The organism is Colwellia sp. RE-S-Sl-9 (assembly GCF_048296855.1).
In the GTDB taxonomy this organism is placed as follows: domain Bacteria; phylum Pseudomonadota; class Gammaproteobacteria; order Enterobacterales; family Alteromonadaceae; genus Pseudocolwellia.
The window spans coordinates 4,284,266-4,298,318 of sequence record NZ_CP182631.1 but is presented as its reverse complement, the minus strand read 5'-3'; the positions used below and the strand labels follow the sequence as shown (position 1 = coordinate 4,298,318).

The following is a 14,053-nucleotide window of genomic DNA, read 5'->3' as shown; positions in this document are numbered from 1 at the left end:
AGGTATATACCCAAACCACCTCAAGATGCTCGTTTCAGGACGACTGAGCGAATCATGATCAAGGCGCATTTTTTTATTAATGGTCGCTTCCTTAAAAACAGATGGAACGATAATCATGGTTTGCTCAGCCGTCCCTAAAAGGCTGGTTTATAAACGTTTTATGCAGCGTTATTGATTTCGACAAGGGAGTTAACCATCCTCTTCAATCAATGCCTTGCCTAAAGACGTTTCTAATTCCAGCTGAATCCTGCATCTTGAAGTGGTTTGGGTATACCTACTTATTTACAAAGAACTCATTTACACTTACTTAAGCGATAAACTTATTCTTAGTATGCATTTTTTATTAGGAAATTTTTAAGTACAACGATCAGTTTTACTTGAACAGATCAACATGCTCTTTAACTTTAGCATTTAAATCAGCCTGCCATTGTGGAGGCATTTCAGTATTCACTTTATTTAAAATTAAGGTCGCTAATTGTTTATCTTGCGGTTCAGTAATCAGTTCTATCGATGTTTTTGCCCATAAATAGGTTTTAGCTAAAAGCTTACCTTTTTTATCGGTATTATCTTCTTCAAACGTTTTTAAATATAAGGCTGATGTGGGTAAATAAGCTTTTTTAAATCCTCTACTGGCAGATTTTTCATACCAGTATAAAGCATCTTTTATACTTATTTCTCTTTGAATCCCCCTATCGTAATATTGTGCTACGTAATAAGCTGCTTCAGCACTATGTTTATTGGCGGCATCTTGAAATACTTGAAAAGCTAAAGAAATATTTTTTTCTACATATTGCCCATTAAAGTACCATTTACCTAAACTAGTCATCGCACTTACAGCACCGCTATTAGCGGCCTGAACACAAAGAGCTAATCCTTTTTCTTTATTTAGCGGAACATATTCTCCGGCCAAATACAATTCACCTGCTTGGCAAGCTGCAGAAGCGATTCCTGATTTATAGGCTGCTTCATACCAAACTAAAGCTTGCTTTTTATCCCCTATAATCCCTTGTAAATAACAATCTCCAAGCTCTTGTTGAGCCATAGGGATACCATTATTCGCAGCTTTGTTATACCAATAACAAGCTTCCTTTATATTGGCGGGTTTACCCCATCCATTTTTAAGCAATAAAGCTAAAGAGAACTGGGCTAAACCGTTATCTTTATCTGCATATATTTTATATTCATTAAAAGCGGGTAAATATTGTTTTTCAGCCAAAAGCTTATTAGCTTTACTAAGAGATCCAGACCAATCGTCTACCTCATTAGCTATAACTAAACTCATAGGCTGTAGAATAATAAATAAAAAAAGGCAACTTAATAGTTGCCTTAGTTTTATATAAAGGTCTAGTTGCGAGATGGGAAAATACCTTGTAAAGCAATTAACCAAGTTACCGCTAAATAAGGATTTTGCACACTAAAAGCTTGGCTGCCCCCATTATTAGAAACGGTATTGGTTGCCGTACTATCTACAGCAATATTTAACGTTAAATCTACAGCACTGGTACTCATATCAACACTTGGTGCAGCAGAACTGTATATATTTTCTCTTCTTGGGCTATTCGCTAACACATTACCCGTTGGAGTATTTGTTGTAGCATTACCCGCAAGCGCTCTAAGTATTGCTGAGCTTCCACTGGTATCTGCAGTACTCACAACATTTGTAGTCACTACATGGTTATGCGATGGCATATTCGCTATAGATAAAGTTACAGTAGGTGAGCCACCTCTTTGTCCAACATTATAATTAGGTAATCCCGGACCGTTACCACTACCTATAGCTGAGCGACCTCTTAGATCAGGTAGACCAAAGGTTGTTCTGCCATCACCACCATACATTGTCCCCAACAATGAGAAGAGTGCTGAATTCTGTGCAATAGATAATAATTGCCCTTCAGCTTTGGCCCAGGTTCTTATCGTAAAATTACCAGCAAAAACACACATACTGCCAAGGTATGCATCTGTCGAACAAGCCATTGCCTTAGAAGGTAAAATAGAGGTAACGAGTAGCGCGCTTAATATTTTAATAGTTTGTTTAAGTTTCATTTTTATACCCTTAGTTATTTTTTAGTAAAGTATTTACGGACTAATAAGCCCAATGAACCAGTCAAAAACAACAATATAGTGGCTGGAATAGGAACAGAAACAGGAGCACCAAGTTTAGTAATTTCTTTTATGTAAATAAAGGCAGTTGAATCAGCTGAAAAAGTGCCTCCATCAAATTCTTCCCCATCCATTTTTAAAAAGCCATCAAAACTATACATGCCGCCAGCTAATAGTGTTACGTCAAAATCAAACAATCCTGAATCACTTATGGCTGCTCCAGAAGTTGGTAACGCAATTCCATTTTTCTCGTCACCAAGAGTATCAGAGGTTACGTCTGAGAAAAAAAGTTCGCCTGCGGTATCTTCTAATACAATTTCAGAATCCACATAAGCATCAGCGCCATCTGCATCAACAGTATTTGAAAAATCGATACCAAAGCTGATCATGTAATCATCTACACCTGAGGAATTAGCTAAATCAAAATTAAAACTAAAAAAGAAGTCTCCCATAAAATCAAAAGCGTCTCCCATAGCGACTGCACTTGCACCAACACCATCTCCGGTCATAGAGAACAAACCACCTTGTGGATTGGCGCCGGCAGGCGTTACATCTGTAATAATTGTTGTTGATGTTGTTCCACCTAATACACTTTTTATTTCACCACTTTGAGAACCCGTACCAGAAAATGGTAGTGAAGTTGTATCAAATTCGGCAAAGCCCGAAATAGTAATGTCTGGGGTAATTAAAGCGGCGTGTGATAATTGTGTCGACATCACAAAGATGCCAGTAATCAGTGAAGATTTAAACGGTATATTCATATTTAATCCTTAAAATTTTTGAGTAATAATTATTATGTTTTTATAAGACTTATCAGAATTGTATACAAAACCTGCATAAATAAAGCCAAAAAAAATTTAATTAATAAAATGAGTTAATTAAAGGACAGGTCGCACCAGAAAAAGGAATGAAGTGTAAAGAAAACAGACAGTTATTACAGTTGAAAAAATAAAGCTAACAAGTACCTAAAGAAAAAATTGCGGTGGGTAATACCCATTTTAACCAATAAAATGGGTAGGATTGTATTATATTTCTATTTTTGAATAATAGCTAAACTCGGTAAATTTTCTTTCATGCCTAACGCTTGTTTAACCATTAATTGCTTTACGGGTTTGATATTATCAAACAAGGTCATCCCTAACCCACGCACCACTTGGGTTATTGGGTTTTGTGGGGTAAATACCTGTTTAATCGATTCCATTGCAGCAACCATTTCTACAGCTTCAGACTTTCTCCAGCGTGAATATTGATTTAATACGGTAGCCTTAGCCCATTGAGTTTGTTCAGGTTGCGCTGTGTGTTTTTGTTTCTCAATTTGTTCGCTAATAACTTGTGCTAATGAGGCGGCGTCAAGTAATCCAAGATTTACACCTTGTCCTGCTAACGGGTGAATAGTATGTGCAGCATCTCCCACTAAAACGACTCTATCTTGTGTAAAACTTTGCGACATTCGCATAGATAAAGGATATGAAAACGTTTTGCTGGTTAAAGTAATATTACCAAGCTTACCATCACTAGCGGCTGTTAACTCTTTCGAAAAATCTTCTGTAGATAAAGCCATTAACCTTTCAGCCTCTTCAGGTGAAGTAGACCAAACAATAGAACATAATTTTTCATCAAATAAAGGTAAAAACGCTAACGGCCCTGTAGGTAAAAACACCTGCCATGCTGTATTTTGGTGGCCTTGTTCGCATTGCACTGTAGCGACAATAGCGTGATGGTCGTAATCTCTGAAGGTTATAGGCATATCCATTTGTTTTCTTACCCAAGAATTAGCACCATCAGCACCTACAACTAATTTAGCAGTAATAGGCATTTGTGTAGCAAAACTTGCAAACACTTCGCTATCGCCCATGCCTATATTGGTAATATTTTCATCCGTAAAAAAAGTAATGCCGCTGTCTTGCTGAGCTTTATTCCACAATGCGAGACGCACTACTGAATTTTCGATAATCCAGCCCAATTGTTCTACATCGCTAGCCCCTAATATTCCAGCAACATCATTTGTTGAAAACAACAACTTGCCATAGCCAGCTTTATCCCAAACATGCATGTGCTGATAAGGTTGAAGTCGTTGTTCAACAATGTTTGGCCAAACATCTAGCTGCTCAAAAATTTGCTGACTTGCCATATTAATAGCGCTAACTCGCACGCTAGGTTCGTCTGTTATTGCAGATAAAGGTGTTTTGTCAGCAATGGCAACGGTTAATCTTGTTGTTTTTCTAATAGCAAGGGCGAGGGTTAATCCCACCATCCCTGCACCGACAATCAAGATATCAAATTTTTGCATGATGTTTTTTCACTTAAATAAATTGAAATGAGCTAAATAAAATAAAGCTAATAGCCCATCGTTTTATTAACAAAGGTGTTTTTAATAACGGGCACGTAATTTAGCACTTTCAAACCAATATTTCTGCCAACAACAAGCGGAAATAAATCGTTTGAAAAAAGTGTGACTAAAGAATCTGTGAGCTTAATTATGTGACGATGGTCTTTTTTACGTGCTAGCGCATACTCGGTTAATCGATTAAACGAACCAATATCCTCTTGCTGACTTAACGCTTGTTTTAATGTTTTAGCTAATATTTGTACGTCGCGTAAACCTAAATTAAACCCTTGCCCAGCAATAGGGTGAATAGTGTGCGAAGCATTACCAATAAGTACCATTCGGTGGTGTATCTGCGCTTGAGCTTGCACTAACGATAAAGGATAAATGTGGCGCGTCCCTACTTTTTCTATACTACCTAACCAACTACCAAACGAGCGCTCTAAGGTGATTTTAAATTCCTCGTCAGTTAATAGTTTCATTTCATCAGCTTGCTCTGGTGTTAATGTCCAAACTAACGAACACCGAGAATTTTCATTCGCTACATTAACCATAGGCAACATGGCAATAGGCCCGTTTTCGGTAAATCGCTCAAACGCTACGCCATGATGAGGTTGCTTAGTAGATACATTGGTAATCAAGGCTGATTGATTATAGTCAGTACGATCGCACGCTATATTGGCAGATTGCCGACAAATTGAATTAGCGCCATCGCAACCAATAAGTAACGAAGCCGAGAGCTGAATTTGCGAGGTTAAAGTGATATCAACAGACTCAGATTTCCATTGAATTTGTTCAATAGAGTCTGGCGTAAACCAAGTTAAATGATGAGAATTTTTTTCTAGCGCTTGGTGTAATGCCAAACCTAACTTAGACATTTCAACAACATAACCTACGGCTGATACGCTATGTTTATCGGCAGTAATACGTGCTTTGCCGTAATAACCACGATCTGAAATATGAATATCTGTTATCGCTTGTGCATGTTCTTGTATAAGCGGCCAAGCTTCTATTTTTTTTAAATATTGAGCTGAAGCGTGAGATAAAGCCAACACCCTATCGTCGAATACTGACGTAGTGTTTTTAATCGATTGGCCTATTTTAGTTGCATCAGCAGCTTCAATAATCGCGATAGATAAAGGCTTATTATCTGATGTTTTAAGAGACAATAAACTGAGCGCCATTAAAGAACCCGATAAGCCGCCACCTGAAATAATGACATCAAAGTGCTGTTTAGTGCTGATATTTTCTGATGCTTGCATTTGTCTCTAACACTTGGTTATTTGTAGATTTTATTGAAAAAGTGTGGATTATGAATTTGCCATTAAGGCTTCAATTTGAGCAATCTCTTTTGGCGCATTAACAGTCAAATTTTCATATCCTGTTTCAGTTACTACAATATTATCTTCAATTCTCACTGCGATTCCACGCCACTTTTCTTCTACTGAAAGATCGTCTAACGGTATATATAAACCTGGCTCTATCGTCATTACCATGCCCGGTTCAAACTCGCGTGTTTGTTCGCGCTTATCATTGCTTTTATAGTCACCTACGTCGTGCACATCTAAACCTAACCAATGTCCTAGGCCATGAATAAAGTACTTTTTACAGGCTTTTTCTTTAATTAAAGTACTTAAATCGCCTTTTAATATACCTAAGTTATGTAAACCTTCGGTAAGAAAACCACAGGCCATATTATTTAAATGGGCTAAAGTACTTTCAGGCTTTATGGATTGAATAGAAATAAGTTGAGCGTCTAATACTAATTGATAAATCGCTTTTTGCTCGTTGGTAAAAACACCATTAATAGGAAATGTTCTTGTAATATCGGCAGCATAGCCAGCAAGTTCACCGCCAGCGTCAATGAGTAATAATTCGTTATTTTTTAACGTATCTGAATTTTCAGTGTAATGAAGAATATTACCGTTATCACCACCCGCAACTATAGTGGTATAAGCAGGAGCTTTAGCCCCATGAGATGCAAACTCATGTAAAATATCAGCTTCTATCTGATACTCAAACTTACCAACGGCTGATTGCTTCATAGCACGTTGATGAGCTACACCACTAATTTTATTAATTTTGCGCATCAGCTCAAGTTCAGCTTCGCTTTTAATTAATCTCATTTCGTGAATAATATTGCTGCAATCAATAATATTGGTAGGCGTTTTTTTACCTAAACGAGATTTAGCTTTTACTGCTTTAAGCCAACTAAGCACCTTAATTTCAAACGATTCACTTACCGGTTCAGCTGCGCCAATACAATAAAGTAAGCTCGATTTATCAGCCATATATTCAGGAATAAATTCATCTTGTTTATCAAGAGTAAAACACTCATCAATACCGTAAGCACTTACGGCTAGCTCTTGCCCTACTCTTCGTCCATGCCATACTTCTTGTAACGCATCTTTAGCACGAGAAAATAATACCACCCGATTTGTCTTTTCCTTTATAAGAACAAGTACCGCATCTGGCTCAGGAAACCCTGTTAAATAAAAGAAGTTTTTGTTTTGGCAAAAAGGATATTCAGTATCATTACTACGTGTTAATTCGATTGCAGCAGGAAATAAGGCCACACTGTTTTCAGGCATACTGGCAAAAAAGCGTTCACGACGAGCCGTAAATTCGCTTAAAGGTAATTCGGTACCGGATAAATGCGTTTGATTCATATAGGAGTCTTAGTGCGTTTTAATGCAAGGTTTCTTCTTTAGACGTGTTTTCTGGCGGAACACCTAGCTCAGTAAAACACAGTAACGCTGAAATTCGAACATATTCAGCAATTTCATAATAGGCTTGCTCTGTATCTTCGTCTTCTTCCATTTCGTCAGAAAGGTTAGCAATATCAACAAAGTCGTTCAGTACTTCTTGAACATCTTCAGACAATTTAGCTTTATTTTTTTGTTGTAAACCAAAACCTAAATTAAACCCTTGTACCCAATGGCCTAATCCGTTTGCTCTTTCCATAATACTGTCGTCGTCATCAGGCAACATAAGTTGAAAGCTGTAAGAGTCGTCTAAAATGTTTTGCCAAATATCACTAAACATAGCTTTAAGAGCAAGTTTAACGGCAGCAGGAAAGCCTTCACTGTTATTAAGCATGTCGTTAATAACAATAATATAATCTGAATCTTCGAAAATATAACCAGCTGACACTAAGCCAGTCATAACGCCATGTACTTCAGAAGCATGCATTTTAACATTTTCACTCGTTAATATGCCTTGAATTGTCGCAAAGTCGAGTGTTGTTTCATCAGTCATAAAATATTCATTTAATTAAGTAAGTTCACTGCTTAGTATCTTAACATTCGCGCTATTGTGATACTAGAGGATATACCCGTTATCATTCAAGATCCGGGCTGAAATAGCCTCTTGAGTGGTAACGGGTATAAAGCTAGGTTGCATCAAAGGTATAGCATGATTATAGTTTATAAGATCATTTTTAATAAGCTTAAATTTTAAATATAGGTATACTCTCCATGATCAGGGTAAGCAAAAATGGAAAAGCGAGAAACTAAACAATGAGCCCAAACACTCTAACAATTAACGTTGCGAATAAATCACTGAAAATCGCCTGCCCTGTTGGGGAAGAAAGCGCCTTACTTGCTGCTGCCCAAGAATTAAATTTACGTTTTACTAAAGCTAACGATAAAACCTGTGCAAACTCTTCTCTTGAGCAATCTATGTTGATGACGGCATTAAACTTAGCTTACGACTTATTAAAAACACAAGAAGCTGCAGAAAAAGAAAAGCTCGTATTAGAAAGCAAAATAGAACTTTTACAATCTACGATTGAACAAGCGTTGTCACCTACTGAAAAAGATCCAGCTTAATTAAACTCTTAAACATAAAAACTCTGATATATTTTTTATATTTTTGTATAAAAAATATTTAAAAAGTCCAAATAAACAACACTTAACACTCATTTACAATTAATGACTTAATACATTAACAAACTTTAGCTATACTAAAGATGTTTTCAGGGTGTTTGTATGTTGACTATGTCCCTGAGCCGATAAGTTTTAATTCAGGAAATTGATTAAACTCTATTGTGCAAGCCCGGCTCGTATCGGGAAGCCTACGGTTTTTATGATATTTCCGCCCTGAGCATCCGGTGTTCATGGGCTGAAGTTAGCTGCGGCATCCTGGAAACACTCATTTTACTTATACTCAATATCCCTGTACTTATTCTTTTCTTTTTAATTTACAATATTCCCTATTATTCATAAATATTCATTTAATAACTTCGTCTCTATGACTGTAACTAAAAAAACGTTAAACACACAAATTCAACCTGAGAATCAGTCAAATCAACCGATTGGAATATTCGATTCTGGTTTAGGTGGCTTGTCTATTTTCAAGTGTATTAAAGAACAGTTACCAAATGAGCAGCTTATTTATATTGCGGATTCTTTATATGCGCCTTATGGCGACAAGTCTGATGATGAAATTATTGAACGAGTTAATGTCATTGCTGATGCACTAATAAAAAAAGACTGCAAAGCAATTGTGATTGCTTGTAATACCGCAACAGTTATTGCTATTGATCAGTTAAGGTTACGTGTTTCTATTCCTATTATTGGTGTAGAACCTGCCATAAAACCCGCGGTAGCACTGAGTAAAAACATTGCTATATTAACGACACAGGCAACAGCTAAAAATAAGCGTTTTTTAGCTTTAGTTGATAAACACAAGTCAGACTCAAACGTACATATTCAACCTTGTCCAGGATTAGTTGAATTGATAGAGAACAACCAGCTCAATTCAAATAACTTTGAAATATTACTCAAAGATTATCTTTTAGAAGTCTTAAACAAAAATACAGATACTATTGTATTAGGCTGCACCCATTACCCCTTCTTTACAGATAAAATTAAATATTTAGTTGATAACCAAATCACCATAATGGAAACGGCTTTACCTGTTACTGAACAACTTAAGCGCCAACTGATTCAACATCAATTAATAGCTAATACCCACTGTTTTTCTAACAAACAGCTGCAATATCAATTTTTTAGTTCACAGGCTAACAGCGAATTAATCTCAATAATGTCTACGTTATTAAACACTCCTGTCAAGTTATCACCCTTTTAAATTTTTATAAATTTAAGACGTTTAGCCGTCTAGGCGTAAATAATTCTATGAAGTTAATCTGTAAACAGGTAAACTTAGCAAAAATTTTCACCCGATTAATACGTTATTTTCTTATAGTACGATTAAATTAAACGTAATTTATTTTTAGGTTTAATTAATAGAAATACGTAACCAATTAACTTATTGAGGTTTTATGTCTAAACACTTTTTCACTTCAGAGTCTGTATCTGAAGGCCATCCTGATAAAATTGCAGATCAAATATCTGATGCTGTACTTGACGCAATAATCACACAAGATAAACACGCTCGTGTTGCCTGTGAAACTATGGTTAAAACAGGTGTTGCTATCATCTCAGGTGAAGTATCAACAACTGCATGGGTTGATTTAGAAAGAATCACTCGTGACGTTATTAGTAGTATTGGCTACACGTCATCAGACGTTGGTTTTGACGGCGAAACCTGTGGCATTATGAATTTAATTGGCCAACAATCTCCAGAAATTGCTCAAGGTGTAGACCGCGCAAAACCTGAAGATCAAGGCGCTGGTGACCAAGGCTTAATGTTTGGTTACGCCACGAACGAAACAGAAACCTTAATGCCTGCAGCTTTATACTACTCTCACCGTTTAGTTGAGCGTCAAGCTGAAGCACGTAAATCAGGTGTTTTACCTTGGTTACGTCCAGATGCTAAATCTCAAGTAACTTTTATCTACGAAGATAATAAGCCAGTTTCGATTGATACCATTGTTTTATCAACTCAACATAACCCTGAAATTAAACAGGAAGATTTACACGATGCGGTAATGGAAAACATTATTAGACACGTGATTCCTGCTGAATTATTAACAAAAGACACTAAATATCATATTAACCCAACAGGTAAATTTGTGATTGGTGGTCCGGTTGGCGATTGTGGCTTAACAGGTCGTAAAATTATTGTTGATACCTATGGCGGCATGGCTCGTCACGGTGGTGGTGCATTCTCGGGTAAAGATCCATCAAAAGTAGACAGAAGCGCAGCTTACGCTGGTCGTTATGTTGCTAAAAACATCGTTGCTGCAGGTTTAGCTGACCGTTGTGAAATTCAAATTTCATACGCAATTGGTGTTGCAGAGCCTACTTCAATTTCAATCGATACTTTTGGTACTGGTAAAGTGCCTGAACAAAAACTAGTAGAATTAGTAAGAGAGCACTTTGACTTACGCCCTTACGGTATTACAAAAATGCTAGATTTGTTACACCCTATGTACCAACAAACAGCGGCTTACGGTCACTTTGGTAGAGAACCTTATGAAATGACAGTAGGTGACGATACCTTTACTGCATTTAGTTGGGAAAAAACAGACAAAGCTGAAGACTTACGTCGCTCTGCTGGTTTGTAATACTTCATTATTTTCTAAAAAGCTTTCAATATGAAAGCTTTTTTTATATCTATGACTTTATATTAAGATGATATGAGGATACCTTCTCTTTTCTCAGCTATTTCCTACAGTTCTTCATTGAAAAAAAGCCTTTTTGCCCCTATCTTGGTTACATCAATTATTTTTAGTTAAAGTAAATGAAAGTAATTACGTAAATTCACTGTCGAATACAGTACCTCTTGAGTATAAATATAAACATGCGAAACCCTAGAATTTATCAAAATACGCCTCTTAATATTGGCGAAACCGTTGACTTAAACGATGACGCTTTTGGTCATACCGTTCGTGTACTGCGTTTACAAAATGGCGATAGTGTCACTCTGTTTAATAGTATAAACCCGAGTGATGATAGCAGCCCTGCTAAATATGGCGACTATGAAGGTGAACTTGTTAATGTAAGCAAAAAAAGTGCTCAAGTGTTGATTAAAAGCTTTATCGAAAAGTCAGTAGAATCCCCTCTTAACATTCATCTTGGTCAAGGTGTTTCACGAGGTGACCGTATGGATTTTACCTTACAGAAATCAGTTGAGCTGGGCGTAAATACCATTACCCCACTTTTTACTGAACGATGTGGAGTAAAGCTTAACGGCGAACGATTACAAAAAAAAATAGATCAGTGGCAAAAAATAGTAGTTAGTGCATGTGAACAAAGTGGTCGTTGTGTTGTTCCTATTGTTAAGCCAGCTGTTCAATTAAATGAATGGTTAGCCCAAGAAACTTCAGCCTTAAAGCTAAATTTGCATCCCAAAGCTCAACACTCCATTATGAACTTACCCAATAATAATGACCGTGTGAGGTTATTAATTGGTCCTGAAGGTGGCTTGAATGATGATGAAATTACGCAAGCAAACGACTCAGGCTTTATTGATGTATTACTTGGGCCGCGTGTACTAAGAACAGAAACAGCAGCTTTAACAGCTATTACCGCTTTACAATGTCGTTACGGCGACATCAAATAAAGTTATAAATAACGAATTAAATTAGGAAGTAAAATGACAATAAAACTTGGCATAGTAATGGATCCTATTTCGCAGGTTAATGTGAAAAAAGATTCATCAATGGCGATGATGTTTGAAGCTCAAAAACGCGGTTACGAAATTTATTACATGGAAATGAATGACCTCTATCTAGACCGTGGTCAATGTCGCGCTTCAGCAAGCATAGTTAAAGTATATGATAACCCTGAGCACTGGTATGATTTAGAAGAAGCTAAAGATATTGCCGTAAGTGAACTAGACGCAGTATTGATGCGTAAAGATCCTCCGTTTGATACTGAGTTTATTTATGCTACTTACATGCTTGAAAGAGCTGAAGTTGAAGGTACACTTATTGTTAATAAGCCACAAAGTTTACGCGACTGTAACGAAAAACTATTTACCGCATGGTTTGCTGATTTAACGCCTAGAACCTTAGTTACCCGCAGCAGCAAGTTAATTCGTGATTTTCATCAAGAAGAAAAAGACATCATCATCAAGCCGCTTGACGGCATGGGCGGATCATCTATTTTCAGGATTGGTCCTAACGATCCTAACGTAGGTGTAATACTTGAAACACTCACTAACCACGGTAGCCAATATGCTATGGTGCAAGAATACATGCCGCAAATTACCGACGGCGACAAACGTATTCTTATTGTAAACGGTGAACCTATGCCTTACTGCTTAGCGCGTATTCCAGCACAAGGTGAAACTCGTGGTAATTTAGCCGCAGGCGGACGCGGTGAAGCTCGCCCACTAAGCCCAACAGATAAACTCATTGCAGATACGATTGGCCCTGAATTGAAGAAGCGCGGGTTATACTTTGTTGGTTTAGATGTAATAGGTGATAAAGTAACAGAAATAAACGTAACTAGCCCAACATGTATTCGAGAAATAGAAGCCGCTTACCCAATTAATATTAGTGGTAAATTAATGGATGCTATTGAAGAAAACATTCGAACTAAGTAACTTTAATAGAAAAAATAGCTCTACGCGACTAACAAAAAGATAAGTTAACACTATGATTAATTTTGAAAACCAACTCCTTATTGCAATGCCCGCATTAAACGATTCTTATTTTAATAGAAGCGTTATTTATGTATGCGAACACAATGATGAAGGCGCGATGGGGCTAATTATCAACTTGCCAATAAATATGACCTTAAACGAATTACTAGAACATATTGAGGCAGATGTTGAATCAAACCCTGTAATGAATCAAAAAGTCCTCACTGGCGGCCCAGTATCGACACAACGAGGCTTTGTATTACATAGCCCACAAAAAGGCTGGCAAAGCTCTTTAGCGCTAAGTAGCGACGTAATGATCACCACTTCTAAAGATATACTTATGGCTTTAGGGACTGAAAGTGCACCAGAAAAGTTTTTAGTCACTTTAGGTTATGCTGGCTGGAGCCCAGGGCAATTAGAAGAAGAAATAAAAGAAAACTCTTGGCTAACCATAGATGCCGATAACGATATTTTATTTAATACTCCTATTGAACAACGCTGGAAAAAAGCTACTGAAAAACTTGGTATAGATATCGCTCACCTTTCAAACGATGTAGGTCACGCATAAAAAATTGCGATAGCCTCCTTCACAAAATAACATACCCTTTGGAAATGAACATTTATGGCAAAGAACAACCCTATTGGTCAACGCACAGTTATTGGTTTTGACTTCGGCAAAAAATATATCGGTGTTGCTGTAGGACAAGAAATAACAGGAAGTGCAAGCCCACTAGGCAGTGTAAAAGCCAACGATGGAATTCCTAATTGGGATAATATTAATCAATATTTAAAAGAATGGCAGCCTGATTACATTGTAGTTGGCTTACCGCTAAATATGGATGGATCAGAGCAACAACTTACCCTTGATGCTAAAAAGTTTGGTAGACGAGTGTTTGGAAAATTTGGCATAACTGTTGAATATCAAGACGAACGTTTAACCACAGCAGATGCTAAAGAGCAGCTTTTTGCTCGAGGTGGCTATAAAAACCTTAAGAAAGATAATATCGATGCAGAATCAGCTAAGCTTATTATCGAAAGCTATTTTGAATCTATGTATGGGTAGTTCAAGTAAGTTACAGAAAATTTAATAAAAAAGGGATCTAAACGATCCCTTTGCTTTATTAGACAATC

General features: G+C 36.9%; 14 protein-coding genes and 1 other RNA gene. 8 read left to right on the top strand and 7 right to left on the bottom strand.

Annotation, left to right across the window (positions count from 1 at the left end; all coding sequences use genetic code 11):
• Nucleotides 1-373: 373 nt before the first annotated feature.
• From ACM9HF_RS18755 to ACM9HF_RS18725, 7 genes are all read right to left on the bottom strand, one after another.
• Nucleotides 374-1,282: a tetratricopeptide repeat protein gene (locus ACM9HF_RS18755; RefSeq protein WP_473613071.1), complete on the bottom strand. Its 909-nt coding sequence runs from the start codon at nt 1,280-1,282 to the stop codon at nt 374-376.
• A 62-nt stretch (nt 1,283-1,344) separates the two neighbouring features.
• Nucleotides 1,345-2,043: a phage tail protein gene (locus ACM9HF_RS18750; protein ID WP_473613070.1), complete on the bottom strand. Its 699-nt coding sequence runs from the start codon at nt 2,041-2,043 to the stop codon at nt 1,345-1,347.
• Between the two features lie 14 nt (nt 2,044-2,057).
• Nucleotides 2,058-2,861: a hypothetical protein gene (locus tag ACM9HF_RS18745; protein ID WP_473613069.1), complete on the bottom strand. Its 804-nt coding sequence runs from the start codon at nt 2,859-2,861 to the stop codon at nt 2,058-2,060.
• Between the two features lie 272 nt (nt 2,862-3,133).
• Nucleotides 3,134-4,390, bottom strand: a complete 1,257-nt coding sequence (locus ACM9HF_RS18740; protein ID WP_473613068.1) for a UbiH/UbiF/VisC/COQ6 family ubiquinone biosynthesis hydroxylase — start codon at nt 4,388-4,390, stop codon at nt 3,134-3,136.
• Nucleotides 4,391-4,437: 47 nt separating this feature from the next.
• A complete protein-coding gene (ubiH, locus tag ACM9HF_RS18735; RefSeq protein WP_473613067.1) occupies nt 4,438-5,688 on the bottom strand; it encodes a 2-octaprenyl-6-methoxyphenyl hydroxylase in 1,251 nt (416 codons plus the stop codon).
• Nucleotides 5,689-5,736: 48 nt separating this feature from the next.
• Nucleotides 5,737-7,095, bottom strand: coding sequence for a Xaa-Pro aminopeptidase (pepP, locus tag ACM9HF_RS18730; RefSeq protein ID WP_473613066.1), 1,359 nt, complete (start codon nt 7,093-7,095; stop codon nt 5,737-5,739).
• Between the two features lie 19 nt (nt 7,096-7,114).
• Complete coding sequence (locus tag ACM9HF_RS18725; protein WP_473613065.1) at nt 7,115-7,684, bottom strand: UPF0149 family protein; 570 nt, start codon at nt 7,682-7,684, stop codon at nt 7,115-7,117.
• Between the two features lie 260 nt (nt 7,685-7,944).
• Here ACM9HF_RS18725 and ACM9HF_RS18720 point away from each other — a divergent pair, with 260 nt between their 5' ends.
• The 8 genes from ACM9HF_RS18720 to ruvX all read left to right on the top strand — a co-directional run bounded on the left by ACM9HF_RS18720 (nt 7,945) and on the right by ruvX (nt 13,985).
• Nucleotides 7,945-8,256, top strand: coding sequence for a cell division protein ZapA (locus ACM9HF_RS18720; RefSeq protein ID WP_473613064.1), 312 nt, complete (start codon nt 7,945-7,947; stop codon nt 8,254-8,256).
• A gap of 140 nt (nt 8,257-8,396) precedes the next feature.
• Nucleotides 8,397-8,579: non-coding RNA, 6S RNA (gene ssrS / locus ACM9HF_RS18715), on the top strand.
• 98 nt (nt 8,580-8,677) lie between these two features.
• A complete protein-coding gene (gene murI / locus ACM9HF_RS18710; RefSeq protein ID WP_473613063.1) occupies nt 8,678-9,517 on the top strand; it encodes a glutamate racemase in 840 nt (279 codons plus the stop codon).
• Between the two features lie 193 nt (nt 9,518-9,710).
• The gene (gene metK, locus ACM9HF_RS18705; RefSeq protein ID WP_473613062.1) at nt 9,711-10,898 is read left to right on the top strand and encodes a methionine adenosyltransferase; all 1,188 of its coding nucleotides are present in this window, start codon (nt 9,711-9,713) and stop codon (nt 10,896-10,898) included.
• 236 nt (nt 10,899-11,134) lie between these two features.
• Nucleotides 11,135-11,896, top strand: coding sequence for a 16S rRNA (uracil(1498)-N(3))-methyltransferase (gene rsmE / locus ACM9HF_RS18700; protein WP_473613061.1), 762 nt, complete (start codon nt 11,135-11,137; stop codon nt 11,894-11,896).
• 33 nt (nt 11,897-11,929) lie between these two features.
• Nucleotides 11,930-12,883, top strand: a complete 954-nt coding sequence (gene gshB, locus ACM9HF_RS18695) for a glutathione synthase (RefSeq protein WP_077338238.1) — start codon at nt 11,930-11,932, stop codon at nt 12,881-12,883.
• A 52-nt stretch (nt 12,884-12,935) separates the two neighbouring features.
• Nucleotides 12,936-13,490 (top strand): YqgE/AlgH family protein, encoded by a 555-nt coding sequence (locus tag ACM9HF_RS18690; protein ID WP_473613060.1) that lies wholly within the window; start codon nt 12,936-12,938, stop codon nt 13,488-13,490.
• 54 nt (nt 13,491-13,544) lie between these two features.
• Nucleotides 13,545-13,985 (top strand): Holliday junction resolvase RuvX, encoded by a 441-nt coding sequence (ruvX, locus tag ACM9HF_RS18685; protein WP_473613059.1) that lies wholly within the window; start codon nt 13,545-13,547, stop codon nt 13,983-13,985.
• The last annotated feature ends 68 nt before the right edge of the window (nt 13,986-14,053 follow it).

Coding starts and splice junctions, on each gene's coding strand:
- ACM9HF_RS18755 (WP_473613071.1), bottom strand. CDS start 1,282: ATGAGTTTAGTTATAGCTAATGAGGTAGACGATTGGTCTGGATCTCTT.
- ACM9HF_RS18750 (WP_473613070.1), bottom strand. CDS start 2,043: ATGAAACTTAAACAAACTATTAAAATATTAAGCGCGCTACTCGTTACC.
- ACM9HF_RS18745 (WP_473613069.1), bottom strand. CDS start 2,861: ATGAATATACCGTTTAAATCTTCACTGATTACTGGCATCTTTGTGATG.
- ACM9HF_RS18740 (WP_473613068.1), bottom strand. CDS start 4,390: ATGCAAAAATTTGATATCTTGATTGTCGGTGCAGGGATGGTGGGATTA.
- ubiH (WP_473613067.1), bottom strand. CDS start 5,688: ATGCAAGCATCAGAAAATATCAGCACTAAACAGCACTTTGATGTCATT.
- pepP (WP_473613066.1), bottom strand. CDS start 7,095: ATGAATCAAACGCATTTATCCGGTACCGAATTACCTTTAAGCGAATTT.
- ACM9HF_RS18725 (WP_473613065.1), bottom strand. CDS start 7,684: ATGACTGATGAAACAACACTCGACTTTGCGACAATTCAAGGCATATTA.
- ACM9HF_RS18720 (WP_473613064.1), top strand. CDS start 7,945: ATGAGCCCAAACACTCTAACAATTAACGTTGCGAATAAATCACTGAAA.
- murI (WP_473613063.1), top strand. CDS start 8,678: ATGACTGTAACTAAAAAAACGTTAAACACACAAATTCAACCTGAGAAT.
- metK (WP_473613062.1), top strand. CDS start 9,711: ATGTCTAAACACTTTTTCACTTCAGAGTCTGTATCTGAAGGCCATCCT.
- rsmE (WP_473613061.1), top strand. CDS start 11,135: ATGCGAAACCCTAGAATTTATCAAAATACGCCTCTTAATATTGGCGAA.
- gshB (WP_077338238.1), top strand. CDS start 11,930: ATGACAATAAAACTTGGCATAGTAATGGATCCTATTTCGCAGGTTAAT.
- ACM9HF_RS18690 (WP_473613060.1), top strand. CDS start 12,936: ATGATTAATTTTGAAAACCAACTCCTTATTGCAATGCCCGCATTAAAC.
- ruvX (WP_473613059.1), top strand. CDS start 13,545: ATGGCAAAGAACAACCCTATTGGTCAACGCACAGTTATTGGTTTTGAC.